Source organism: Ottowia sp. VDI28 (assembly GCF_049532675.1).
Classification (GTDB): Bacteria; Pseudomonadota; Gammaproteobacteria; order Burkholderiales; family Burkholderiaceae_C; genus Ottowia.
This window is the reverse complement of the sequence record NZ_CP149820.1, coordinates 4,006,314-4,030,212: the sequence shown is the minus strand read 5'-3', so window position 1 is coordinate 4,030,212 and position 23,899 is coordinate 4,006,314. Positions and strand designations below refer to the sequence as shown.

Sequence of the window (23,899 nt, the reverse complement as noted above, 5' to 3'; positions counted from 1 at the left end):
CCGATCTTGCCTGTTCACGTATACGCAGCATTTCGGCAACTGGATGTGGCCAAACGACTGGTTATCGAAGAAATATTTTCAAAAACTTGAATCCATCGGCCCAACAACTGCGTATTACCAAGGTCGAACACAGCAAATAGTCGACACAGCCTCATAGTCAACTAGGAGTCATCATGAGTATCAATCTGTTTGAAGGCCGTTCTTCCCTCATGGCCTCGCGTCGCGGATTTCTGGGCGCTACCGGCACTTTGTCAGCCGTGGCAGTTGCCATGCTCGCCGGTAACGAGGCCTTGGCGCAGGGTATGGGCAACGACCCGGCAAAGGACGTATCCATCCTCAATGTGGCGCTGGGTTTGGAACATGAGGCCATCAACGCCTACCAATTGGGGGCGGGTAGCGGCCTCTTGCAGAAGCCCGTAATGGAGGTGGCCTTGCTGTTCCAAAGTCACCACAAAGCCCACCGTGACGCTTTGATCGCAACCATTCAGAAAATGGGGGGCAAACCAGTGGCCGAAGCTACGATGCAAACCTATGCCGAGTCGCTGAAGGCGGCAACCCTCAAAAGCCAAGCCGATGTACTAGCCCTGGCTGCAAAGCTGGAACTTGGGGCAGCGAATGCCTACCTGGGTGTCATTCCCGCATTTGAGAGTCGTGATCTAGCCAAGGTCGCGGGACGTTTGGCCGCCGACGAAACCATGCACTACACCGCACTGATATCGGCTTTGGGACGTACTTTGCCTAGCAATGCCTTGTCCTTTGGGGCCTAACGCGTACTCGCACCCGAGTGCCGAGCAAATCTGCTCGGTACGCTTCTTCTCCAATTTGCTCGAGGACATTCTCATGAAGCATCTACCAACTCACCCTCTGGCCGCCATTTGCTTATCAGCGCTGGGCCTGACTGCCTGCTCGTCCATGTCTATTCCCTCCACCTACTCGCAGGCTGAACTTCCGGCTGCCGTGCAGGTGCCTGCTGGACACAAAGTGGACATGGAAGCCGTTGGTGTCGGTCAAATTACCTATGAGTGCCGAGCCAAGAAGGACACGGCTGCCGAGCACGAATGGGTATTTGTAGGCCCTGATGCCAAGCTGCAGGCGCGAAGCGGTGCGGTCATTGGCAAATACTGGGGCCCACCGGCTACTTGGGAGAACAATGACGGATCCAAACTCACAGCGACACAGGTTGCTGTTGCCCCCGCTGGGACGGGCAACATCCCGCTGCAACTGGTCAAAGCAAATCCGGCCAATGGCACGGGGGTCATGCAAGGGGTGACCTACATCCAGCGCGTAGCAACCAAAGGGGGTGTCGCGCCAAATATAGCCTGTGGAGCCAGCAATATGGGTAGCAAACAAGTTGTGCAGTATCAAGCCGACTATATTTTCTGGAAGGCGGTCTGAAAGCCAATCCGATGGCGTCTTTTCTGCCAGAAGCAGGGCGGGACGCCATTTTTGGTTGCTGGCCCAGACTTCTTACCGGTCGATACTGAAGTTTCGACAACTCCAGCTTCCCTGAGCCCTCTCACCCATCAACCCAACCTACGGCGCTGTCCCCTTTGCCTTTGAAGGCAAGAGCAGTCTGCGAGACGAGTGCCGCTGAGCGCTATCTGCAGGCTCGCTACGGACGAAGCGCGCGTCGAAGACGAGCAACGCAATCTGCACGCCCACGTTGATAGAGTAAGCAAGAGTCCAACATACATGGGGTTGCGCGTATAACGATACAGGCCTCCAATAACCAACGAGGACGCCATGTTTGCCTTAACCGGATTCACGGTAGTCTTCGCGCGCCGAAACGCAACCATTCCTGCGGTGCCAATGCTTTGACCGATGCACACCAAAGCGATGGAGCAGAGCAAACGGACGGAGTAGGGAACCTGCACGAGGCCCGCGACGGCTGGCGTCAGCCACATAAGAAGTGCCAGGACCAGCGTCACTACCGGGGGAGGAATCTTCAGTTCAAGCATGCTCATAACACTCCATGGTGAGGCCGAGCGCCCGGCCGGATTGCCTTCTCGCGATAGCCCGCGGCAATTTGATAAAGGAGTCGATGCTCTCAAGCCAGCATCGACTGCTGGGCGAAGATGCCCGCCATCGCCCCCTGCGATGATGCCTGGGTGACCGAGGGCAAGAAGGGCGTCGTGAGGTCGCCGGCGGCGTAGATGCCGGGCATGCTGGTTTGGCGGCGCTCGTCGACTTTGAGGACGATGCCGCTGGGAGTATCGACCGTGGAGAGCCCCAGTGATGCATGCAGGCTTGCGGACGGCTTGTTGCGCGGATGGGCGAACAGGATGTCGACCGCGATATTGCGGTGGGTACCGAGATTGACGGTAGCGATTCGGCCGTTTTGATGGGTGATCTCGACGATCCGGCCAAGGGCGACAGGTATGTTGCGGCGCGCCAGATCGGCCTGGATATCGGGCGCAATGTCGTGGCCATCGGCGAAGACAGTCAACCTGTCGGTCCAATCAAGGAACAGTCTGACCTGATTGTGCGACTGCGGACCGGACCAGACGAGGCCCCAATGCTGGCCGGCGACCTCAAAGCCGTCGCAATAGGGGCAAGGCACGATAGACGTGCCCCAGCTTTCGGCAAAGCCCGGAACATGAGGCATCTGGTCGGCGATGCCATAGCTCAGGATCAGGCGGCGCGCCCGAAGGCTTTCGCCATCGCCAGTGAGGACTGAGAAATCGTCGATGACGCCGGAGACGCTGTCGGCCCGGATATTTACCAGCCTGATCGAGGGATAACGCGCCAGTTGCTGCCGCGCCTCGGCCAGGATGTCCAGCGGCGGCTTGTGGTCATGGCCGAGCAGGCCATGCGAATGTCCGGCGAAGCGATTGCGCGGCAGGCCGGTATCGAGAACAGTGACCTTGCGGCGGGCACGGCCGAGTTGCAGGGCAGCGGCGAGGCCGGCAAAGCTGCCGCCGATGATGATGACGTCATTCATGGTGATGGGCTTCATGTGAGTTGATAAATTAATGGACTAATAAGTACAGTAATGTGCTGCAGATATAATGAACTGTCAAGTCCACTAAATATGCCCATGACCCGTCTCCCGGTTGCTGCTCCGAAGCCCCAGCGCGGGCGGCCACGCGATCCCGAGCGGGGCCGGCGCATCCTGGAAGCGGCGCAAAAGCACTTCAATGAGCATGGTCTGGAGCGTGCCAGCGTGGATGACATTGCCGCGGACGCAGGCGTCTCCAAGATGACCGTGTACAGCAACTTCCGCTCCAAGGAAGGGCTGTTCCAGGCGGTCGTGCGTGACAGGACGGCAGCTGTGGTGGCTGGCTTCCCGGGCGCCGGGACGCTGGACCCAAATCAGCCGGAGAAGGTGCTGCTGATGATCGGCGCCCGGTTTCTCGCACTGGCGCGCGGGGACGCACTGGGAGCATTGCGCGCTGTCTATGGCGTCGCGGGGGCGCAACCGGAAGTCTGCCGTGCGTTATACAAGGAGGGCCCAGAGCGTGTGACCGACGAGTTGGCTGCATACCTGCGTCTTGCCAACTCTGCGGGCACGTTGAAGGTGCGGAACCCGCTTCAGGCAGCGGACTTGTTCCTGTCGATGTTCCTGGGTTCCGGGCACATCCGCGGAATGCTGAAGCTTGAGATGCCGGATGCCCGGGAAAACAATGCTCTTCTGCGAGAGGCCGTTCGGGTCTTCATGGTGGCATACGGCGCGTAAGCGCTACAAAGCTGCCTGAAGTCGCGAGGACGCGTGGCGAGGCGAGTTGCCAATTTGAGCTAATACCAGAGCACCCGCCAATGTCGGTTTCTGGCGCGATGACTACCCCACCAGCAGTACCCAAGACCAATACGCGGCGATGCCAAGTTGCACCACGAACGCGGAAAACCGTATGTTGACCGCGACCACCGATAAGGACGACAGATGGACAACCGACTGAACGAGCCGCGCGGCAAGCAACCAAGGAGCGAGCGGATCGGTAACGCCCGTTCGATGGGTCAGAAGCGCCACAACGAGCAGTCCGCCGAAGATGGGAAGACCTTCGACACAGTTGGCTTGGGCCCGAGCCAAGCGCTGCATGAAGGGTGAGAGGTTCGCGTTGTCTGGCTGGAACTCGTTGGATGCGATGCTCTTCGTCACCACCAGGCGAACTCGCAATACCTCCATCAGCACAAGAAGAGCGAGCGCCCAAACGATAAGGGCGGTGAGGACGGTCACTGAAGCGCTGGTCATTTTTGACTCCATCAGAGCAATGTGCGTGGGGTAATGATGCCACCTTGTCATCTGGGCTTGCCCGGTACCGGTAGCTGCCTCGAAGTGGCGCACCTCTTGATCGTTAAGATTGTGCAATGCTCACCACGCTATGAGCCTTCTCCCACCGGTTACGGAGTATCAATCAATGGCTAAACGTGCTTATGGAGCTCCGGCACCTGAAACCCATTCCACCCGTGTTGGGGAGAGTTGGTACGGAGAGGATCTGAACCATCAAACCCATACCGCTGTTCTGTTCAGCGAGTTGGACATGACGGAGGTCACCAACAAAGGGTCAATTTTTACTGATTGCACCTTCAGGCGCGCCCGCTTCAACTCCTCAGTCCACGTCGACGCCGCCTTCCTCAACTGCACTTTTGTAGCATGCAAATTCTTCGATGCCAGCTTCACTGACTGCAAGTTCGTTGGCGCCATGTTCGATGGCTGTATGTTCGAAGTGATGAGGGTTGACGGTGGCGATTGGTCTTTCGCGGGTTTACCGGGGCTGATTTGCGCAAAGCCAAATTCCATGGAACGCGGATGCGTGAAGTCGACCTGACGGGCGCAAGATGCGAGGGCGGCGTTTTACGAGACGTCGATTTATCAGGAGCCTGGCTGCATAGCGCTAATTTTTCGCGCTGTGATCTGCGAGGCAGTGATCTGAGCGCACTTGAGCCCGAGCATGTTCAGCTCACTGGTGCCATCATCACGACGGTACAGGCGCTGGCCATAGCTGAAGCGCTTGGGTTGGACGTCCGGCCGGGTAGCGAGTCAGGGTAATGCATCAATGGAGCCATCCCGAAACGAGAGTCCCAAATCTCAGTGATCCCAGATATCGGCGCTGATCGCCGCATACCAGGCCGCGCCGTAGCGGGCTTCGGCGGCGCGGAAGGCTGCGTCGGCATCCAGCGGGCTGATGCCCACCGAGTGCGGCACATCGATCAGACGTCCTTCGTGCGCGTGGTACACCCCGGCCACGGAGATGCCATAACCCGGGCCGATCAGGCTGTAGCAGGTGTTGGCATAGGACGCGATCGGTCGCATACGGCCGGACAACTCCGCCGCGATGGCGGCCGCCGCCAGCTTGCCCTGGTTGTTGGCCGCGAAGCCCGATTTGGGCATGGGGCCGGCGAAGGCCGCATCGCCCAGTACGTGAATGCCGGCCACGCGCTCCGATTCAAAATTCTCGCCTTTGACGGGCGCCCAGCCACTGTTGTCGGTCACGCCTGCGCGCTCGGCGATACTGCCTGCCTTTTGCGGGGGGATGACATTCAGCACGTCCGCCTTGTGCCGCGTGCCGAAGACTGATTCAACCTCCAGCGCGCGCGCATCCACGCGCACCACCTGGCCGTCTTGCGCCACGCCTACCCACTCGATCATGTCGCCGTACAAGGCTTTCCAGCCTTGCAGGAACAGCGCTTTCTTGGAGAAGTTGGCTTTGGCGTCGAGCAGGATGATCTTGCTGCGCGGCTTGTGCTGTTTGAAGTAGTGGGCCACCATGGCCGCGCGTTCGTAGGGGCCGGGCGGGCAGCGGAACGGGTTGTCGGGGACCGCCATGAGGAAGGTGCCGCCATCGGGCATGGCCTCCATCTGCCGGCGCAGCAGCAGGGTCTGAGGGCCGGCCTTCCAGGCATGGGGCGCGAGTTCGGCGGCCGCTTCGCCATAGCCTTCCAGCGCGTTCCAGCGCAGATCGATACCGGGGGAAAGTACGAGGCGGTCCCAGCGCAACATTTTTCCGTTGGCGAGGCGCACGGTGCGCGCGGCGGCGTCTACATCGTCGGCACGTTCGTGAACAATTTCCACGCCCGCGGCGCGCAGGCCATCGTAGTTGTGGCCGATGCTCTCCCAGGAGCGCAACCCGGCCAGATACAGATTGGAGAAGGGACAGGTGTAGAAGCGCTTGGCAGGTTCGACCAGGGTGACTTGCAGCTGCGGTGCCAACTGGCGCAGGTAGCGTGCCGCGGTACCTCCGCCAAAGCCGCCTCCTACCACCACCACGCGGGCCGAGGCGGCCTGGGCGCGCACGATGGAGGGGGCGGCCAGGGCCGCCGTGCCGTACAAAGCCGTACCCAGGACCGCGCGTCTGTCCGGCCTCATCAACGATTCTCCTGGCGTGCAAACCACTGGGCCAATGCCTCGATCTGCGCGTCGTCATAGCCCTGCATCAGCAGCGGCATGATGGTGGCATTGGCGTTTGATTTTTCATGCCCGATGGCCTTGAAGGCGCGCAGGCGCTGCAAGAGCGAATCAGCGCTTCGCCCTCGCAGCCCAGGGATGCCGCCCGGTGTGTCGTCAGGCGGCTGCCCGTTGGGGCCATGGCAGGTAAAGCAAGTGGCGGCCAGCACGGCGATGTCTTGCGGGCTCAGGTGTGGCGCGGCGTTCTCCTGCGCCTGGCACCAGGCAGGCCCCAGGAGCATCAAGCCGAGCAGGGCGGCCCGGAAGCGCTTCACGGCATGGCCCTCGATGCCGCATCGCTGCGAAAAACGATGGGGATCTGCCGCCGCTCGGGGGCGCTGCGCACCAGTTGCACCACTTTGTCATGATGAGGCGATTTCCCGCAAACGGGGTCCGCCGCTGTCGCCTGGCCCGTGATCAGAAAGGCCTGGCAACGGCAACCGCCGAAATCCTTGTGGCGTTCATCGCAGTTGCGGCAGGGCTCCTGCATCCAGTCATCGCCCCGGTGGGCGTTGAAGGCTGTGCTGGCGCGCCAGATGTCGGCCAGTGGCTGTTGCCTGACATCGGGCAGTTGCAACCCCGGCAGGTCACGCGCGTTGTGGCAGGGCATGGCCAGGCCGTCCGGCGCGATGCTGAGGAAAACCGCTCCCCAACCATTCATGCAAGCCTTGGGGCGCTCTTCAAAGTAGTCGGGCACCACGAACAAGATGCGGCAGCGGTTGCCTATTTTCTGGCGGTAGCGGTTGACCACCGCCTCGGCCTGTTCAAGCTGCTCACGCGTAGGCATGAGGTGGTCGCGGTTGATCCAGGCCCAGCCGTAATACTGGGTGTTGGCCAACTCCAGGTACTCGGCACCCAGGTCCAGCGCCATGTCTATGATTTTGTCCACGTGCGGCAGGTTGTGCCGGTGCAGCACGCAGTTCATCACCATGGGCCAGTCGTGCTCCTTGATGATGCGGGCGACTTTCTTCTTGAGGTCGAAGGTGCGCGTGTGGCTCAGAAAATCATTGAGCTCGCGTGTGCTGTCCTGGAACGAGAGCTGAACATGGTCCAGACCTGCATCCTTCAGCCGCCGGGCACGGTCCGCGGTCAAGCCTACACCTGAAGTGATCAGGTTGGTGTAAAAGCCCAGGGTGCGGGCTTCATGCACGAGTTCTTCCAGATCGTCCCGCAGCAGCGGCTCGCCCCCTGAGAATCCGATCTGCGCCGCGCCCAGCACGCGTGCCTGCCGCATTACGTCTACCCACTCCGCCGTGCTCAGCTCCTGGCCGGTTTGCGCATAGCGCGTGGGGTTGTAGCAGAAGACGCAATGCAGCGGGCAGCGGTAGGTCAGCTCCGCCAGCAGCCACAGGGGGGCGAGGCCGTGGCGGCAGGGGAGGCCGCTTCAGTCGAGCCAGCCACGGCGGGTGCCCTCGTCGATCAGCGACTGCACCTCCGGCCTGATGCCCTGCGTGCTGAACAGGGCCTCCAACTCACCCACGATATCAGGCACGGTGTGGCGGCCGTCGCAGCGGCGCAGAATCTCGGCGGCGCTGTCGTTGAGCTGCACCATGCCCTCGGGGTACAACAAGACCCAGCGGGATTGAGCGGGCTCGTACTGTATGCGCAGGCGGCGCGAGAGCCGGGGCAGATCGTCGGTATGAGCGGCTGTGGTCATGAGTGTGCTGCTTTCTCAATGGCGTCAAGCATGCTCCAGAGGATGTCCAGCTTGAACTGCAGAATGTCAAGCGCGCGCTGCTGGGCCGCGCGCGTGGTGAAGTGCTCCAGCGTGACGCGAAGTCCATGATCGACATCGCGCCCGGCCAGCGGAATGCGGGTGCGGAAGTAGGCCAGGCCATCCGCATCGATCCAGGGGTAGTGCGTGGGCCATGAGGCCAGCCGGTCTTTGTGGATCTGCGGCGCGAACATCTCGGTGAGCGAAGAGCAGACGGCCTCCTGCCAAGGCGCGCGCGTGGCAAAGTTCACGTAGGCATCACAGGCGAAGCGCACGGCGGGCGCTACCCGGCGCAGCGACCAGAGGTCATCCCGCGCGATGCCCACGGCTTCGCCCAGGCGCGTCCACGCCTCGATGCCGCCGGCATTGGCGCCCTGATGATCGCCCAGGCCGTCATGATCGAGAATGCGCTCCACCCACAGACGCCGATGCGCACGGTCGGGCATGTTGGCCAGGATGGCGGCATCTTTCCGCGGGATGCAGATCTGGTAATAAAAGCGGTTGGCCACCCAGCAGCGAAGCTCGTCGGGCGTGCAGCCGCCGGCGTTCATACGGACGTTGAAAGGATGGTGGATATGGTAGGCGCGGCCTTTTTCGCGCAGCTGCGCTTCGAACTCGGCGGGTGTCCAGGCGGGCAGGCTGGCATGAGGGGGCGGGGTGGTGGCGATGTCCATGCGCGGCTTTCTAGAATCGGATGTCCAGGCCGTCGTGCGCTACCTCAATGCCCAATTCGTTGAGCAGTGCGCGCTCGGCCGAATCCTCCACCAGAATGGGGTTGGTGTTGTTGATGTGGATCAGCAGCTTGCGCGTGCTGGCGGGCAGTTGCATCAGGTGCTCGAGCATGCCGCCGGGACCGCTTTGCGGCAGGTGTCCCATGTCGGCCGCGCTTTTGCTGGAAAGGCCCATGCGCTGCATCTCGTCGGCGCGCCAGAAAGTGCCATCCACCAGAATTACCTGGCAACTGGCCATCAGCGTCAGCAGCTCAGGAGTGACTTCGCCAAGGCCGGGCGCATAGAAAGCGCGCGCGCCTGAGGTTTCGCTACGCAGCAGAATGCCGATGTTGTCGCCGGGCCGAGGGGCGCCGCGAAACGGCGAATAGGGCGGTGGCTTGGATGACAGCGACACCACCTGGATCACGACGCCGGGCAGCCCCGGCGCGGTGAAGGCGGTGCCGTCATGGGGAATGGGGTGCGGCTGTACGCCGCAGTAGTGCGAAAGAATCCGCGTGATCGGAAAACCCTCGCCAATATCGGAGAGCACCTCTCGCGTGGCCAGTAGTGGCAACGGGCCGCGGTTTTCCCGCAGCATGAGCAGGCCGGTCACATGGTCGATCTGGGCATCCATGAGCAGCACGGCCGCAATGCCGGTGTCGCGTATCGCGCGCGCGGGCTGCAGCGGCGGGGTGGCCTTGATTTGCTGAAGAATGTCTGGCGAAGCGTTGATGAGCAGCCAGTCATTGCCATTGGCACTGACTGCAATGGATGATTGCGTGCGGGCTCGGGCGCGCAGGCTACCGCGGCGTAGGCCGTCGCAGTTCGGGCAATTGCAGTTCCACTGGGGAAAGCCCCCGCCAGCAGCAGAGCCGAGAATACGCAGGTGCATGGTCATGAAAGCTGAAAGGCAAAGCGCCTGCGCCGCAGGCGCTTTGCGGCGGTCAATGTCCTGTCATCAGCGGTTGGCGATGTACATGGTGATTTCGAAGCCGAAGCGCAGGTCAGTGAAAGCCGGTGTGGTCCATTGCATGGTGGTCTCCTTGGAGGTTGGATTGGCATGAAACATGTTTGCAGGTACGGTGACACGAGTTCACTGCAGCCGCCACCATGAAGAGCAATATTGATGCCATCTCACCGGCACCCGGCTGGCCCGCGCCGGGCTATCTGGCGCGCGGAACCCTGCATCGCGTGGCCTGGCGAGAAGTGGGTGAGTGCTCAGGCGAATGCTGGCTTTTGTTGCATGGCGGGCCGGGCGGCAGTTGCCGGCCGGGCATGCTGCAACCTTTCGATCTGGCGCGGCAGCGGGTCATTGCCCCAGACCAGCGTGGAGCCGGCGCGTCGCGCCCCAGGGGAGCTCTTCAGGGCAGTTGCACAGCGGCGCTGGTGGCTGATCTGGAGGCGCTGCGGGTGCACTTGGGCGTCCAGCGCTGGTCGCTGCTGGCCGGTTCCTGGGGCACTGTGGTGGCGCTCCGGTATGCCGAACGCTATCCGGAGCGGGTGCAACGCATGGTGCTGCGCGGCGCGTTCCGCATCACGCGGCGGGAGATTGGCGGGCTGTTGCTGCCCCAGCCACGCAAAGGCAAGGCCTGGAGCTCTGGCTCCACGTGGCCTGTGCATGCGGGCACGCCGTTGCCCGCCGCGCTGGCACACTTGGCACAGTTGCTCCAAAGCGCAACACTGGGTGTTGCATCACTGCACGCCGTGCGCGAATGGGCCTTACGCGAGATGCGTGATGCTTCCGCCGGGTTGCGCCGCAGCCTGTTGCATGCTCAAGGCGCGGACGCCGCCGCCGTGCGCCGTGAATGGTCCGGCTTGCGCAAGCAGCAGCGCCGTGCGAAGGCCCACATCCTTCAGCCTCGTGTATCAAAGGCTGATCGCCTGGCATGGGTCAAGTACCGGATACAGGCTCACTACCTGCTGCACCACGGCTTCGTGCGGCCCGCCGGGCTCGACAAGGCCGTACACGGGATCGCGCAGCATGGTGTGCCGATGGATTGGGTGCATGGCCGGTTCGATGCGATTTGCCCGCCAGCCAACAGCCTGGGCTGGGCCAAGATGGCGAGTGCCGCCGGTGGCACGGTGTCTGTGCATCTTCCGCCTTGCGGCCATCTGGCGGGTGAGTCCGCCATGCGAAAAGCCCTGCGCCAGCGTGTGGGCGGCCGCCCTAGTTAACGAGGCCGGGCGGAAGCAGATGCTTCTTGCGATAGATGGTGTTGCGGGACACGCCCAAGGCTTTTGCGGCTGCCGATATGTTGCCGTTGTGAAGGCGCAGCATCTGGGCCATGGTGCTGAGTGCCACGTCTTGCAGGCGCGGGCTGTCCAGCAGAATCTCGCCGGTCACCGCAGTAGAGGGCATGGCGGTTGCACAGGAACCAAGGAGGGGGTGGGCGACGAGGCTGGCTGGCTCGCATTGGCTCGCAACTCTTCAAGAAAATCGTCGGGCAGATCATGGACGTCGATGGTGCCTTCGACGCCCGCCATGACCACGGCCGTACGCAGCAGGTTGTGCAACTGGCGGAGATTGCCGGGCCAGTGGTAGCTCGAGAGCAGGTCCATCACCTCGGCTGAAACATGGGCCTGATGGCCATCGTCTCCAAGCGACTTCAGCACTTTCTGCACGACCGGTTCGAAATCCGTGCGTTCCCGCAGGGCAGGCAGGCGCACGACCAGGCCATTGAGCCGGTAGTAAAGATCTTCGCGGAACTCGCCGCGCGCGATCAGGTCCTTGAGGTTCTTGTGGGTGGCGCTGATCACGGTCACATCCACATCCACCTCTTTGCCTGCACCCAAGGGGCTGACCTTGCGCTCCTGCAGCACGCGCAGCAGCCGCGCCTGAAGGTGTTTGGGCATATCGCCGATTTCATCGAGGAACAGCGTCCCGCCGTCGGCCTGTGCGATCTTGCCGACAGCACCTTTCTTGCGCGCCCCGGTGAAAGCGCCTTCCTCATAGCCGAACAACTCGGCCTCGATCAGCGATTCCGGAATCGAAGCGCAGTTGACCGGAACGAATGGCTGGCGCGCGCGAGGAGAATCGTTGTGCATGGCCTGGGCCAGCAGATCCTTGCCCGTGCCGGTTTCACCCAGGATCATCACTGGAATGTCGCGGCCCACGACCCGGCGCACCTTGTGAATGATGATGGACACCTGAGGATCCCCGGTGTCCAGATACTGCAGCGACGACAGCTGAGGCTTGCGCGGCATGGCTGCAGGCTCGGTCCGTGGCGTGGCCTGCAGGGCAGGGGGCTCGTGTACCGGCGCGAGCGTGGGGGCTGACCAAGGCCCGGCGGGCTTGATTTCCGCGCGGGACCACACCGTGACGCCGTTGTGCATGCACAACTGCCGTGGGGTAGGTGCGGGGCCGCCAAACAACTCGAAGAGGGCCGAGATGGGCAGGTTGAACAAGGACGTGAAGGTATGCGCCTGCAGCGCATGGAACGAGAGCCCCAACTGGAATTGCGCGCTGCGGTTGGCGGAGATGAAACGCCCCTCGGGCGTGAAGACGGCGATGCCTTCCACCAAGGTGCCGAGGAACTCCGAGCGCGCATGGAAATGCAGGCGGACCGCCTTCGGAAAACTGCCCGCGAACATGTGGTTCTCGATCATCTGGGCGGACATGCGCACCAGCGCCATCGTATGCTGGTGGTAGCTGCGGTGGTCGCCCGTGACATCCAGGGCGCCGATGACCTGGCCATGGGGGTCAAAGATAGGTGCGCACGAGCAGGTCAGGGCCTGGTTGGCGCTCATGTAGTGCTGGTCGCCATGGACCGTGATCGCTTCTTCTTCGCTCAGCGCGGTGCCGATGGCATTGGTGCCCTTGGTTTTTTCCGACCAGTCCATACCCGGCACGAGTGCCACGCGCGAGGCCTTTTCGAGAAAGTCATTGTCTCCCAGGGAATGCAGCACCATGCCTTGGGCAGAGGTCAGCAGCACCATGCTGTGGGTGTTGGCGATTTGGCCGTAGAGCGTTTCCATGATCGGTGCGGCGTGCTGGTAGAGGAAGCGGTTTTCTTCCAACATGCCGCTCAGATGGCCCCGGGCCGGGCTGGAATAGTCCGGCTGGTCGTGGACGGCGACGCCATAGGTTTGGGAGCGCCGGTGTGCTTTTCCCAGAACCTCGGTGTAATGGCGGTCGAGCGCGATCTGGTTCGCTGACGCGTCCTCTCCCTGTCGCACGGGAGGGCGGCCGAAAGAATCAGTGCTCATAACGCTTGTCTCCTAGGGCTGAAACAAAAGTGTTCCAGCGGGCTGCCACTTACTCCAAGGTTGGAGGGCTCCTGTACGACGCAAGGAGGCCTGGGCCTTTCCTTGCGGATTCTGCTCATGACGGCGCTAAACGGCAAGATGGGCTTCCCGGGATTAGTGTCCTGTCGTAACTAGGTGACGCCCATGTGCTCCATATCGTGACAGTTAGGCGCTGAGCGGGCTCAAGTTGCCTCAATTTGAGACAAAAAGGGCGCGAAATGGTGAAGAACTCCGGCCGTGGCCTGCATATTGCTTGGCGCTGAGGGCACGTTTTTCTGCCAACCCGGAGACATCTGAATGAAACAAGCTCCCCTTCCCATGAAGAAAAAGCCCCTCTCGCTTTGGTCCACGTGGTCCGCGCGAGGCTTGCTCACGCTTACCCTGGCTTTGGGCGCATCGGCCGCGATGGCGCACGGCGATGTGGTTCCGCAAGCTGTAGATACCCATACCTTGCCGCAGCTCGGCGACAAGTGGCGGGATTCGAACCCCTACAGCACAGGGGACGCGAACAAGGAGGCGCTGCGCATCGGTACTTCGGCCTACAACCAGAACTGCGCGCGCTGCCACGGCCTGGAAGCCATCTCGGGCGGCATCTCACCTGATCTGCGCAAGTTCGACGGGGAATGCGCCGGCTACGCCGACACGGCCCGCAAGGAGGCTTGCTACAAGGAAATGGATGAATACTTTATATCTACAGTCCGCCGGGGGCGTACCCGCGATGGGCGCGTGTACATGCCTCCCTTCGAAGGCACCCTCACGCAGGAGGCCATTTGGTCGATCAAGACCTATCTTGAAACCAGGCGCGAACCATGAGCCGGCATACGCTCCAACTGAAACGCCGGCAGGTGCTGTTCGGCCTGCTGCCGCTGTGGCCGGCCGCGCATGCCCAGGCCGAACTGGCCGACCTTGACCGTGTCCGCGCGCGCGGCACGCTCAAGGTGGCGCTCTATAAGGACAACGCGCCGTTCTCCGGCAACGTGCCTGGTGGCGGCATGCAGGGCCTGGATGTGGCCATTGCTGCCGCGCTGGCGCGTGAAATGGGTCTGCAGTTGGCGCTGCTGCCGTTCGATGCCGACGAGAACATGAACGACGATCTGCGCAACATGGTCTGGCGCGGCCACTACCTGGGCTACGGGCCTGCCGATGTCATGCTGCACGTGCCGGTGGACAAATACCTGATGCAGGAAAACCGGCAGGCGCTGATCTTCGCGCCCTACATGCGTGAGCAGGTGGTGCTGGCTCACGATGTACGCCGCGTGCCCGAGGTGCGGGCCGCTGAAGACCTGAAGGGCTTGCCGCTGGCCGTGGAACGAGGCACGGGGGCCGCCAGCGCGCTCATGGGCCACGGCGGCGGTTTGCTGCGCGCGGATGTGCACCTGTATCCAAGTGGCCCGGAGGCCGTGAAGGCCGTGTTGGAAGGCAAGGCCGCGGCCGCCTATGTCACGCGTGCCCAGGCTGAATCGGTGCTGTCGAAGGCAGAGCCCAAGCCCGGCGATATCCGGCTCACGCCGCTGCAACTGCGAGGCGTTCCCGATGGCTGGCCTATAGGCTTGGCCATCAAGGCCGAGAACCGCAAGCTGGGCGAGGCGCTGGAGACTGCGCTGCAGTCGCTGCGCAGCAAGGGCGAGCTGCTGGCGATATTTCAGCAGCAGGGACTGACCTTGACGGCGCCCTGAGTTCCTTCATTCCCGGATGGGCTGGCCATCCGGGAATCATCGCCATCATCTGCCGCGCTGGCCCAACCCAAAAGAAAAATGGCTGGGCCTCCAGCCAGGCCCCGAAGGCCTTCATGCTGTCGGTACCAGCCACCGTCTCTGTTTCCAGGATCAGAAGAAGCCCAGCGCCTTGGGGCTGTAGCTCACCAGCAGGTTCTTGGTCTGCTGATAGTTGGACAGCGCCGATTTGTGGTTCTCACGGCCGATGCCCGATTTCTTGTAGCCACCGAAGGCCGCATGCGCAGGGTAGAGGTGATAGCAGTTGGTCCACACGCGGCCGGCCTTGATGGCACGCCCCATCTGATAGGCGGTGGTGCCGTTGCGGCTCCATACGCCAGCGCCAAGGCCATACTCGGTATCGTTGGCGATGCGGATCGCGTCCTCCGTGGTCTTGAAGGTGGTGACCGACGCCACGGGGCCGAAGATCTCTTCCTGGAACACACGCATGTTGTTCTGGCCGAACAGCAGCGTGGGCTTGATGAAGAAGCCATCGTCGATTTCGCTGCCAGGGCGATGGCGTTCGCCACCGGTCAGGCACTCGGCGCCTTCCTGGCGGCCCACATCAATGTAGCCCAGAATGCGCTCCAGCTGCGCTTGCGAAACCTGCGCGCCGACCATGGTGCTCTTGTCCAGCGGGTGCCCTTGTTTCATGGACTGCACGCGTTTGACGGCACGCTCGATGAAGCGGTCGTAGATCGACTCCTGGATCAGAATGCGCGACGGGCAGGTGCAGACCTCTCCCTGGTTCAGCGCGAACATCGAAAAGCCTTCCATGACTTTGTCGAGGTAATCGTCATCGGCGTCCATCACGTCGGCGAAGAAGATGTTGGGGCTCTTGCCACCCAGTTCCACGGTAGAGGGGATCATGCTGTCGGCCGCGGCATGTAGGATGCGCTGACCCACGGCGGAAGATCCGGTGAAGGCGATCTTGGTGATGCGCTTGCTGGTCGCCAGCGCCTCGCCGGCTTCCTTGCCAAAACCATTCACCACGTTCACCACGCCAGGCGGCAGCAGATCAGCGATCAACTCCATCAGCACCATAATGGAGGCGGGGGTCTGTTCGGCTGGCTTCAGCACCACGCAGCAGCCAGCGGCCAGTGCAGGGGGCAGCTTCCACGAAGCCATCAGGAGCGGGAAATTCCAAGGAATGATCTGCCCGACCACACCGATGGGTTCATGGAAATGGTAGGCCACGGTGTTGGCGTCGATCTCTGAAATGCCGCCTTCCTGCGCACGGATGCAACCGGCGAAGTAGCGGAAATGGTCGATGGCCAGCGGCAGATCGGCCGCCATGGTTTCGCGCACCGGCTTGCCGTTGTCGATGGTTTCGGCAATGGCCAGCAGCTCCAGGTTCTGCTCCATGCGATCGGCGATCTTGAGCAGGATGTTGGCGCGCTCGGTGGCGGAGGTGGCTGCCCATTTGTCCTGTGCGGCATGGGCCGCGTCGAGCGCCAGGTTGACATCGGCTGCATCGGACCGGGCCACGCTGCAAAATGGCTTGCCCGTGATGGGGGACACGTTCTCGAAATAGCGGCCGGCAACAGGGGCTACCCACTTGCCGTTGATGAAGTTGTCATACCGCTGCTTGTACGGGTAGTTGACGTCGAGGTTGAATCGCTTGAGTTCAAACATGTCCATGAGGGTCTCCTGATTGGCGGAAGCCGGTATGCCAAAACGGCCGGCTACCCTCGTACATACAAACTCCATGCCAGCCAGGCGCCGTGGCAGAGCGCTAAGCGGAGTCCATGTTTTTTGTTCCACTGTGCCAGTCTGGCGCAGCCCCTGTTCCAGATCGGCAGCCCGTGGAGCAGTGCCCAGTGAAGGTCGGTCTTACAACTCCGGAAACACCTCTTGCAGTGGAGAGACCGTACCCGACGCCGAAGGGTCATACCCCGGCAAGCTCGCCAGTTCTGTACGGAAAGCCGGCTCGCGCAGGGCGGCCAGCACCATCTGCAATGCGGGGGTGTCCTTTACCTCATGGCGGTACAGCAGGAAATACCGCTCCGTGGCAATGGGCACAAAATCAAGCTTGAAGCGCCGCGCCGGCGGCTCCAGGCCGAAGCCCACGTCCGCCATGCCGCTGGCCACGTACGCGGCGACTGCGGCATGCGTGTACTCCCCCTGCTCGAAACCTACGATGTCCGTGGAGGAAATGCCTTGGGCTTTCAGCAAGGCCTCCAGCAGCAGGCGCGTGCCCGAACCCGGCTGGCGATTGATGAAGCGGATATTTGGCCGGACGAGATCGGCCAGCGCATAGACCTCTCTCGGATTCCCGGGGTGGACCATCAGCCCCTGCCGCCGCGTGGCGATATCGGCCAGCATGAAACCTTGCCCTTGAAGCCAGGGCCTGTAGTGTTCCAGCACGGCGCCTTCCATCGGCCCCAGGGGAATATGCAGCCCCGCGATATCGCAATCGCCGTCGCGCAGCGCGGCTGCGGCGGTAGAACTGTTCGCATAGGAAAAAGCCAGCTTCAGCCCGTCTTGCGCCAGACTTTCAATCAGGCGCTCGATCAGCCGCTCGATCGCGAAGCCATGGCTGACTTGTATGCGCAGCGCGGTGGGCGCTTCGCTCAAAGCGCCGCGCAATTCTTCCGCCAACTCGGAGGACAGCGTTTCCAGAGCTGGCCGGAGCCGGGCATGAATGCGCCGGTCGGCCCATACGATGCGCGCACCCAGCTCCGTCAGTTTGGAGCCCTTGCCGCGTTCCATGACCAGCAACTCTTTCTGAAACAGCTGTTCGCCCAAGCGCACCAGATCCCAGGCGCGCCGGTAAGAGATTTCCAGGGCGCGCGCCGCGCGCAGCAGGCTGCCTGTTTCGGAGACCTGCACCAGCAACTCGATGAGCCGTGCGGGCAGCGCTGTTCCATCCAGATCCTGGATCGTCCAGACGGGGCGGATGGAAACCTGTTTCATGCAAAGGTGAAGCGGAAGTATATGAAGCGGGCTGCCTATGCATCGGACCGCATTCTTCATATTGCGCAAAACGCGGAATACCGGGACGATCGATTCGAAAGCAGACGAGAGCAGAAGCTTAAGCGGAGGCCCATTTTCTCCCGGAAAAGGCGCAGGTCTTCCGCAGGATGCAACACCGATGAGCGAACAGAAAATCCAGTTCTACACAGGCCCCGCTGGCGGCTGGGGCGCCCTGAACAGCGTGAAGAACGTGCTGCTCAAGCACCATATTCCCATCAAGGGCGCCAGAACCCTGTTGTCGGCCAACCAGCCCGACGGGTTTGATTGCCCCGGCTGCGCCTGGCCTGACCGCAACCACGCGTCCACATTCGAGTTCTGCGAGAACGGCGTCAAGGCCGTGGCAGCGGAGGCTACCGCACGGCGCGCAGGCCCGGAGTTGTTCGAGCAGTACACGGTGTCCGAGTTGTCCTCGCAGAGCGATTTCTGGCTGGAAGACCAGGGCCGCCTGACACACCCCGTTGTCTACGACAACAAAACAGACAAGTACCGCCCCATCGAGTGGAATGAGGCGTTCGCGCTCGTGGCGAGCCATCTCAATCGGCTGCCGGATCCCAACCAGGCTATCTTCTACACCTCGGGCCGCGCCAGCAACGAAGCCGCGTTCTTGTACCAGTTGTTCGTGCGCGAATACGGCACCAACAATTTTCCCGATTGTTCCAACATGTGCCACGAGCCCAGCGGCAGTGGCATGCTGTCGCAGATCGGCGTAGGCAAGGGCACGGTCACGCTGGAGGATTTCGAGCACGCTGACGCGATCTTCGTCTTCGGGCAGAACCCCGGCACCAACCACCCGCGCATGCTGGGCGAGTTGCGTGCCGCATCCAGGCAGGGCGCCCGCATCGTCAGCTTCAATCCCTTGCGGGAACGCGGGCTGGAGCGCTTCCAGGATCCGCAGAGCAAGCTGGAAATGGCCACCATGGGCTCCACGCCCATCAGCTCCCACTATTTCCAGTTGCGCGGGGGCGGTGATCTCGCGGCCGTGAAAGGCATCATGAAGCGCCTGCTGGAGCGCTACGATGCGGGAGAGAACCTGCTCGATCTCGCCTTCATCGGCGAGCATACCGAGGGCTTCGAAGCCCTGGCCGGCGATCTGCGCGCTGAATCCTGGGATGGCATCGTCGAGGAATCAGGCCTGGCGCGCGAGCAGATCGATACCGCCGCAGATGTCTATGCCAACGCCAAGAGCACGATCATCTGCTGGGGCATGGGTATCACCCAGCATCAGCATTCGGTGGCCACCATACAAATGCTGCTGAACCTGCTCCTGATGCGTGGGAACATCGGCCGGCCCGGCGCAGGCGCGTGCCCCGTTCGTGGCCACAGCAACGTGCAAGGCGACCGCACCATGGGCATCTGGGAGAAGCCGCCCGCCGCTTTGCTGGACAGGCTTCAGCAGGTGTTCGGCTTCGAGCCGCCCCGGGAAAATGGCGTGGATACCGTGGAGGCCATTCACGCCATGCGCGAGGGCCGGGGCAAGGTCTTCTTCGCGCTCGGCGGCAATTTCGCGGCCGCGACGCCAGATACCTATGAAACCTGGAAAGCGCTACGCAAGTGCGAGCTGAGCGTGCACGTGGCCACCAAGCTCAACCGCAGCCACGTCATACACGGGCGCGAGGCGCTGATACTGCCTTGCCTGGGTCGCACGGAAATCGACATCCAGGCCACTGGCCGGCAGGGTGTCACGGTGGAGGATTCCATGAGCATGGTGCACATTTCCATGGGCATCAATCCTCCCGCATCGGCGCATCTGCTTTCCGAGCCCGCCATCATCGCCCGCCTGGCCGCCGCCACGTTGGGGGCGCGCAGCCGTACCCCGTGGCTCTGGATGATCGAAGACTACGCACGCATTCGCGACAAGATCGAAGCGGTCTTTGATGATTTCAAGGATTTCAACGCGCGTGTGGCCGTGCCCGGTGGCTTCCGGTTGCGCAACAAGGCCAGTGAACGCATATGGAGTACCCCCACGGGCAAGGCCGTGTTCTTTTCCCATCCCGTGCCACGCAACACGCCCGTGCACCGCGCGCGGCGCGCCATGCAGGACAAGCGCCGCGACACCATTGTTTTCTCGTTGCAAAGCACACGCTCGCACGATCAATACAACACGACTATCTACGGCATGAACGACCGCTACCGCGGCGTGACCGGGCAGCGCCGTGTGGTCTTCATCAACGCCGAAGATGTGCGGGCCCTTGGTCTGAAAGATGGCGATTGGGTTGATCTGCACACGGTGTGGGACGACGAGCAACCGCGCCGCGCAGACCGTTTCCGGCTGGTGGCGTATGACATTCCGCGCGGCTGCCTGGCTGCGTACTACCCGGAGACCAATCCGCTGGTCCCGCTGTCGGCCACGGCCATCGCCGCTGGCACGCCCACGTCCAAATCCATTCCGGTTCTGCTGACGCCTCATGTGGAGGTGAGGGCGGCAGAATCGGAAGAGGCGAGGCCGGCCGAGGCCGTTGAAACCGCTGACATGGCCTAGGGCGCCGCATGAATTTGTCTCACAGCGCTCATTTCTTGCCGGCCGGTGTCCGCACTGGCGAAGTCTTTGCGCGCCGGAACGGCCAATCGGCTACCGCGCTGGATTGGTTGGCCGAGGAGGTTCCCGTCGCGCTGGTCTTCAATGGCATTTCCCATGCCGTCATGATGGCTACCCCTGCCGACCTGGAGGACTTTGCGCTTGGCTTTGCCTTGACCGAAGGTTTGCTGCTGAGTCAGGCGGAGCTTCATGGTACCGAGATCACGGAGACGCAAGAGGGCATCGAAGTCCACCTGGAAGTATCCAGCGCGTGCGAATGGCGGCTGAAAGAACGCCGGCGTACCCTGGCGGGGCGAACAGGCTGCGGGTTGTGCGGTACGGATTCCTTGTCCATGGTGCGCCAGCCGCCCCGCAGTTTGCCTGCAGCGAGCATTCATCCTGAGGCCATCTCCTGTGCCATGAGCGCGCTGCGCGAACTCCAGCCCAGGCAACAACTGACTGGTGCTACACACGCTGCTGCCTTGTGCGGGCCCAATGGCGCGATTGAACTCGTGCGCGAAGATGTGGGCCGCCACAACGCGCTGGACAAACTCATTGGGGCGGCTTTGCGGCAGGGGGCTTTTTCCAAGGACCACTTCATCGCCATTACCAGCCGCGCCAGTTTCGAAATGGTTCAGAAGACCGCTCGTGCCGGAGTGCCGGTATTGGCTGCCGTATCAGCGCCAACAGGCATGGCCGTGGACCTGGCCGTGGAGAGCAACATGCTGCTGATTGGCTTTGCCCGGCAGGGTGGCATGGTGGCCTACAGTTTCCCTGAGCGGCTGGTCACGAAAGCCACGCCGCCAGTGCAGCGCCAAACTGCGCCGAGCCAGCCAAAGTCAGACTGACCGTCGTGCGTCCTCGCGCGGATGCGGCAAGTAGCAGCTTGCCCGTACCCGCGTCGAAATTCGCTGGCAGTGGCCGCCCCTCATCGTCCTGGGATTGCAGCTCATAGTCCCAGTCGCCGCCATCGTCGAGCGCGCCTTGGCGGCCTGTGAATTCCCGAGTAGCCCAAAGGAGCACTTGCTCTATGTCGGCTGCCAGCGCGGGCACGCGTTCGGCATACACACTGGCCATCGCATCCCATGTGCCAGTGCCTTGCTCGTCTTCGCTGTAATCAAAATCCAGATAGTCAAGAGCCATGGAAAAGTGTGTTCGATTACGCTTAATGCGATGAGCGTAGTTGGGTATTGTTTTGGTGGCATTATCCAGAGCCCTGACCGAACGCAGGTTCAAGGATGACCCTATTCCACGGCGAGGAGGCTGCCGGGGTAGGTGCAGGGATTTCCTCTCAAGAGGTGATTCTGTTGATTTTTTGAAGTTAAAAAAAGAATGCAGAGAAAAAACAAAAAGGAGATCCCGGTGCGCACCACGAGCCGGGGATGGCGTGTTGCTCTTCGTGTTTGTGGTCAAGCCGGGGTTGTACTGGTGCCGCTTTTTCCACTGAGCGCGATAAGCCAGACGGACGACGACCGGGTGCACAGTCTGCCGCAGGTAGACGTGGTGCAGCAAGCGCCGCTGCCTGGTCTTGAGATGCCTTTGTCGGAATACCCCGGCCACGTACAGCAAGCCGACGACGCGGCCATCGAACGCTCAGGCAGCACCAACCTCGCGGACTTTCTGAACCGCCAGTTCACCGGCGTGACCGCCGCCGACATCCAGGGCAGCCCCTACCAGATCGATCTGAGCTACCGGGGCCAGCGCCTGTCACCCATGCTGGGCTCCCCCCAGGGGCTGTCGGTGTACCTGGACGGTGTGCGCATCAACCAGCCCTTTGGCGACGTCATGGACTGGGACATGGTGCCGGAGGCCGCCTTGGCCGGTGTGACCCTCATGCCCGGCTCCAACCCCCTGTACGGCCTCAACACCCTGGGCGGCGCCCTTGTGCTGACCACCAAATCAGGCCGCACCCACCCCGGTACCGAACTGGATCTGTCTGTCGGCAGCTCCGGCCGCAAACGCCTGGAGTTCGGCCACGGCATGCGCTGGGAAGGCGGCTGGCACGCCTACGCCGCCGGCACCGTCTTTGACGAAGACGGCTGGCGAGACAAGTCTTCTGGAAGACTGGGTAACCTCTTTCTCAAGCTGGGCCGGGACCAGGGCGACACCTCCTGGTCCTTAAGCTACGCCTACGGCCGCAGCCGCCTCACAGGCAACGGCCTGCTCAACCAGAGCCTGTACGACATCGACCGGCGCGCCGGCTACACCTTCAGCGACATCACCCGCAACCGCTCGGGCCTGCTGAACTTCCAGCTCACACACGCGCTCACCCCCAACGACGACCTCTCTGTGGTGGCCTGGCACCGGGACGGCCGCCGGCAAGGCAGCAACGGCGACGTCAATGAAGACTGGTCCGAATGGCTCGAAGAGTGCGAGGACGACCCTCAAGCCAGCGCCTGCTCGAACCCCTCGGGCCCGGGCTACGTCAAGAACAACGCCGTCTTCAACCGCAGCGATGCGCGGCAATGGGAAGTGGGCACCAGTGTGCAATGGAGCCACCGCAGCGGTATCCACCAATGGGCGCTGGGCGCGGAGATGGCCCACAGCCGCACGCGCTACGACCAATACACACAAGAGGCGATCTTCAACGCCGAGCGGGTGGCCGTGCCCATTCCAGGAAGCGAAGCCGAACATGAAGTAGCCCTACGCGGACGCAACAGCCGCTTCGCGCTCTTCCTGGCCGACACCATCCGGATCAATGAGCAAACCCGGCTGAGCCTGTCCGCACGCTGGAACGCCAGCCGGGTCAGCAACGAACTGGGCCACCCTGCGCCCTTGGAGCGCGAGAGCTTCAGCTACCGCAAACTCAACCCGGCCATCGGCATCTCGCACGATCTGAGCCGCAAGGCCACCATCTTCGCCAGCTTCTCGCAAGGCTCCCGCATGCCCAGCGCCCTGGAGCTGGGCTGTGCCGACCCGAGCGAGCCCTGCACGCTGCCGGCGGGCTTGCAATCAGACCCCTATCTGAAGCAAGTGGTGGCACGCACGCTGGAGATCGGTGCGAGGGTACAACCGGCCGAAGGCCTGCAGATCGCAGGTGCGCTGTTTCGCACCGTCAGCCGGGACGACATCGTGTTCGTGCGTGCAGGCACCTCGCAGGCGGGGTACTTCACCAACGTGCCCGAGACACGCCGGCAGGGGCTGGAGCTGAGCGCCAGGCTCAAGCGGGGAGATTGGAACTGGCAGGCGGGCTACACCTTCCTGGACGCTACCTACCAGAGCGAGGGCGTGCTGCCCGGACCGCTGAGCACGGAGAAGAAACCCAACACCTTCAGTCCCGGCACACGCATGGCGGGCCTGCCCCGGCACGTATTCAAGCTGGGCGTGGACTGGAGAGCGGCGCCTGGGGTGAGGATAGGAGGCGACTGGCTGGCATTCGGCTCGCAGGTGGTGGCGGGCAATGAGAGCGGCACGAGGCCGCAGTTGGGCAAGGTGGCGGGCTTCGGGGTTGTGAACCTGAGGGCGCAGTGGCAGTTCAGCGAGCGCTGGAAGGCGTATGTGCGGGTGAACAACGTGATGAACAAGGCGTATGCGAGCTATGGCACGGGGGCGGAGGATCTGTTCCCGGGGGGCAAGCGGTGAGGCCTGGAGAAGACGTGGGTTCGGCGCGCTTTCTGGCGCCGGGAGCGGGGCGATCCATCATGG

At 62.5% G+C, this 23,899-nt stretch carries 23 protein-coding genes and 2 pseudogenes; 11 read left to right on the top strand and 14 right to left on the bottom strand.

All coding sequences use genetic code 11. The features are described 5' to 3' along the window. The first annotated feature begins 173 nt into the window (after positions 1 to 173). The gene (locus WJU18_RS19110) at positions 174 to 767 is read left to right on the top strand and encodes a ferritin-like domain-containing protein (RefSeq protein WP_423454798.1); all 594 of its coding nucleotides are present in this window, start codon (positions 174 to 176) and stop codon (positions 765 to 767) included. A gap of 73 nt (positions 768 to 840) precedes the next feature. After that, a complete protein-coding gene (locus WJU18_RS19105; protein ID WP_423454796.1) occupies positions 841 to 1,395 on the top strand; it encodes a DUF3455 domain-containing protein in 555 nt (184 codons plus the stop codon). Positions 1,396 to 1,523: 128 nt separating this feature from the next. Here WJU18_RS19105 and WJU18_RS19100 read toward each other — a convergent pair whose 3' ends face one another. Then, the gene (locus WJU18_RS19100; protein ID WP_423461044.1) at positions 1,524 to 1,904 is read right to left on the bottom strand and encodes a methyltransferase family protein; all 381 of its coding nucleotides are present in this window, start codon (positions 1,902 to 1,904) and stop codon (positions 1,524 to 1,526) included. 143 nt (positions 1,905 to 2,047) lie between these two features. Then, a complete protein-coding gene (locus tag WJU18_RS19095; protein WP_423461043.1) occupies positions 2,048 to 2,941 on the bottom strand; it encodes an NAD(P)/FAD-dependent oxidoreductase in 894 nt (297 codons plus the stop codon). A 96-nt stretch (positions 2,942 to 3,037) separates the two neighbouring features. Between WJU18_RS19095 and WJU18_RS19090 the strand changes: the two genes are divergently transcribed. Beyond that, a complete protein-coding gene (locus WJU18_RS19090) occupies positions 3,038 to 3,676 on the top strand; it encodes a TetR/AcrR family transcriptional regulator (protein WP_423454794.1) in 639 nt (212 codons plus the stop codon). Between the two features lie 102 nt (positions 3,677 to 3,778). Here WJU18_RS19090 and WJU18_RS19085 read toward each other — a convergent pair whose 3' ends face one another. After that, on the bottom strand, positions 3,779 to 4,189 hold the full coding sequence (locus tag WJU18_RS19085) for an MAPEG family protein (protein ID WP_423454792.1): 411 nt from the start codon (positions 4,187 to 4,189) through the stop codon (positions 3,779 to 3,781). 166 nt (positions 4,190 to 4,355) lie between these two features. Here WJU18_RS19085 and WJU18_RS19080 point away from each other — a divergent pair, with 166 nt between their 5' ends. Beyond that, complete coding sequence (locus tag WJU18_RS19080) at positions 4,356 to 4,766, top strand: pentapeptide repeat-containing protein (protein ID WP_423454790.1); 411 nt, start codon at positions 4,356 to 4,358, stop codon at positions 4,764 to 4,766. Next, positions 4,688 to 4,987, top strand: a complete 300-nt coding sequence (locus WJU18_RS19075) for a pentapeptide repeat-containing protein (RefSeq protein WP_423454788.1) — start codon at positions 4,688 to 4,690, stop codon at positions 4,985 to 4,987. The genes WJU18_RS19080 and WJU18_RS19075 overlap by 79 nt, the downstream gene beginning before the upstream one ends. A gap of 39 nt (positions 4,988 to 5,026) precedes the next feature. Here WJU18_RS19075 and WJU18_RS19070 read toward each other — a convergent pair whose 3' ends face one another. The 7 genes and pseudogenes from WJU18_RS19070 to pqqA all read right to left on the bottom strand — a co-directional run bounded on the left by WJU18_RS19070 (position 5,027) and on the right by pqqA (position 9,839). Continuing rightward, positions 5,027 to 6,304 (bottom strand): FCSD flavin-binding domain-containing protein, encoded by a 1,278-nt coding sequence (locus WJU18_RS19070; protein WP_423454787.1) that lies wholly within the window; start codon positions 6,302 to 6,304, stop codon positions 5,027 to 5,029. Then, the gene (locus WJU18_RS19065) at positions 6,304 to 6,657 is read right to left on the bottom strand and encodes a c-type cytochrome (protein ID WP_423454786.1); all 354 of its coding nucleotides are present in this window, start codon (positions 6,655 to 6,657) and stop codon (positions 6,304 to 6,306) included. Before WJU18_RS19065 ends, WJU18_RS19070 begins: the two co-directional genes overlap by 1 nt. Continuing rightward, a pseudogene (gene pqqE, locus WJU18_RS19060) lies at positions 6,654 to 7,783 on the bottom strand (pyrroloquinoline quinone biosynthesis protein PqqE). The gene WJU18_RS19065 and the pseudogene pqqE overlap by 4 nt, the downstream one beginning before the upstream one ends. Beyond that, entirely contained in the window at positions 7,767 to 8,039 is a 273-nt protein-coding gene (gene pqqD / locus WJU18_RS19055; protein WP_423454784.1) for a pyrroloquinoline quinone biosynthesis peptide chaperone PqqD, read from the bottom strand. The pseudogene pqqE and the gene pqqD overlap by 17 nt, the downstream one beginning before the upstream one ends. After that, the gene (gene pqqC, locus WJU18_RS19050) at positions 8,036 to 8,770 is read right to left on the bottom strand and encodes a pyrroloquinoline-quinone synthase PqqC (RefSeq protein WP_423454782.1); all 735 of its coding nucleotides are present in this window, start codon (positions 8,768 to 8,770) and stop codon (positions 8,036 to 8,038) included. Before pqqC ends, pqqD begins: the two co-directional genes overlap by 4 nt. Before the next feature lie 10 nt (positions 8,771 to 8,780). Then, positions 8,781 to 9,698 carry a pyrroloquinoline quinone biosynthesis protein PqqB gene (gene pqqB, locus WJU18_RS19045; RefSeq protein ID WP_423461042.1) on the bottom strand — a complete coding sequence of 306 codons (918 nt, stop codon included), beginning with the start codon at positions 9,696 to 9,698 and terminating at the stop codon, positions 8,781 to 8,783. A gap of 66 nt (positions 9,699 to 9,764) precedes the next feature. Continuing rightward, positions 9,765 to 9,839, bottom strand: a complete 75-nt coding sequence (pqqA, locus tag WJU18_RS19040) for a pyrroloquinoline quinone precursor peptide PqqA (RefSeq protein ID WP_068167214.1) — start codon at positions 9,837 to 9,839, stop codon at positions 9,765 to 9,767. Positions 9,840 to 9,916: 77 nt separating this feature from the next. Between pqqA and WJU18_RS19035 the strand changes: the two genes are divergently transcribed. Then, a complete protein-coding gene (locus tag WJU18_RS19035) occupies positions 9,917 to 10,981 on the top strand; it encodes an alpha/beta fold hydrolase (protein ID WP_423454781.1) in 1,065 nt (354 codons plus the stop codon). On the opposite strand, the pseudogene WJU18_RS19030 reads toward WJU18_RS19035, so the two are convergent. Beyond that, positions 10,974 to 13,012 (bottom strand): annotated as a pseudogene (locus WJU18_RS19030) (sigma-54-dependent Fis family transcriptional regulator). The gene WJU18_RS19035 and the pseudogene WJU18_RS19030 overlap by 8 nt on opposite strands. Before the next feature lie 444 nt (positions 13,013 to 13,456). Between WJU18_RS19030 and pedF the strand changes: the two are divergent. After that, complete coding sequence (gene pedF / locus WJU18_RS19025) at positions 13,457 to 13,864, top strand: cytochrome c-550 PedF (RefSeq protein WP_423461041.1); 408 nt, start codon at positions 13,457 to 13,459, stop codon at positions 13,862 to 13,864. Continuing rightward, the gene (locus tag WJU18_RS19020) at positions 13,861 to 14,727 is read left to right on the top strand and encodes a substrate-binding periplasmic protein (RefSeq protein WP_423454779.1); all 867 of its coding nucleotides are present in this window, start codon (positions 13,861 to 13,863) and stop codon (positions 14,725 to 14,727) included. Before pedF ends, WJU18_RS19020 begins: the two co-directional genes overlap by 4 nt. 150 nt (positions 14,728 to 14,877) lie before the next feature. Here WJU18_RS19020 and WJU18_RS19015 read toward each other — a convergent pair whose 3' ends face one another. Beyond that, on the bottom strand, positions 14,878 to 16,404 hold the full coding sequence (locus tag WJU18_RS19015) for an aldehyde dehydrogenase family protein (RefSeq protein ID WP_423454777.1): 1,527 nt from the start codon (positions 16,402 to 16,404) through the stop codon (positions 14,878 to 14,880). A gap of 192 nt (positions 16,405 to 16,596) precedes the next feature. Beyond that, the gene (locus tag WJU18_RS19010) at positions 16,597 to 17,679 is read right to left on the bottom strand and encodes a substrate-binding domain-containing protein (RefSeq protein WP_423454775.1); all 1,083 of its coding nucleotides are present in this window, start codon (positions 17,677 to 17,679) and stop codon (positions 16,597 to 16,599) included. A 178-nt stretch (positions 17,680 to 17,857) separates the two neighbouring features. On the opposite strand from WJU18_RS19010, the gene WJU18_RS19005 reads away from it, so the two are divergent. Together WJU18_RS19005 and fdhD are read left to right on the top strand one after the other, a co-directional pair. Next, entirely contained in the window at positions 17,858 to 20,218 is a 2,361-nt protein-coding gene (locus WJU18_RS19005) for an FdhF/YdeP family oxidoreductase (protein WP_423454773.1), read from the top strand. Between the two features lie 8 nt (positions 20,219 to 20,226). Then, entirely contained in the window at positions 20,227 to 21,102 is an 876-nt protein-coding gene (fdhD, locus tag WJU18_RS19000; RefSeq protein ID WP_423454771.1) for a formate dehydrogenase accessory sulfurtransferase FdhD, read from the top strand. Here fdhD and WJU18_RS18995 read toward each other — a convergent pair. Then, positions 21,041 to 21,397 (bottom strand): hypothetical protein, encoded by a 357-nt coding sequence (locus WJU18_RS18995; RefSeq protein ID WP_423454769.1) that lies wholly within the window; start codon positions 21,395 to 21,397, stop codon positions 21,041 to 21,043. The genes fdhD and WJU18_RS18995 overlap by 62 nt on opposite strands. A 285-nt stretch (positions 21,398 to 21,682) precedes the next feature. Here WJU18_RS18995 and WJU18_RS18990 point away from each other — a divergent pair, with 285 nt between their 5' ends. Then, entirely contained in the window at positions 21,683 to 23,836 is a 2,154-nt protein-coding gene (locus WJU18_RS18990; protein ID WP_423454767.1) for a TonB-dependent receptor, read from the top strand. Positions 23,837 to 23,899: the final 63 nt, after the last annotated feature.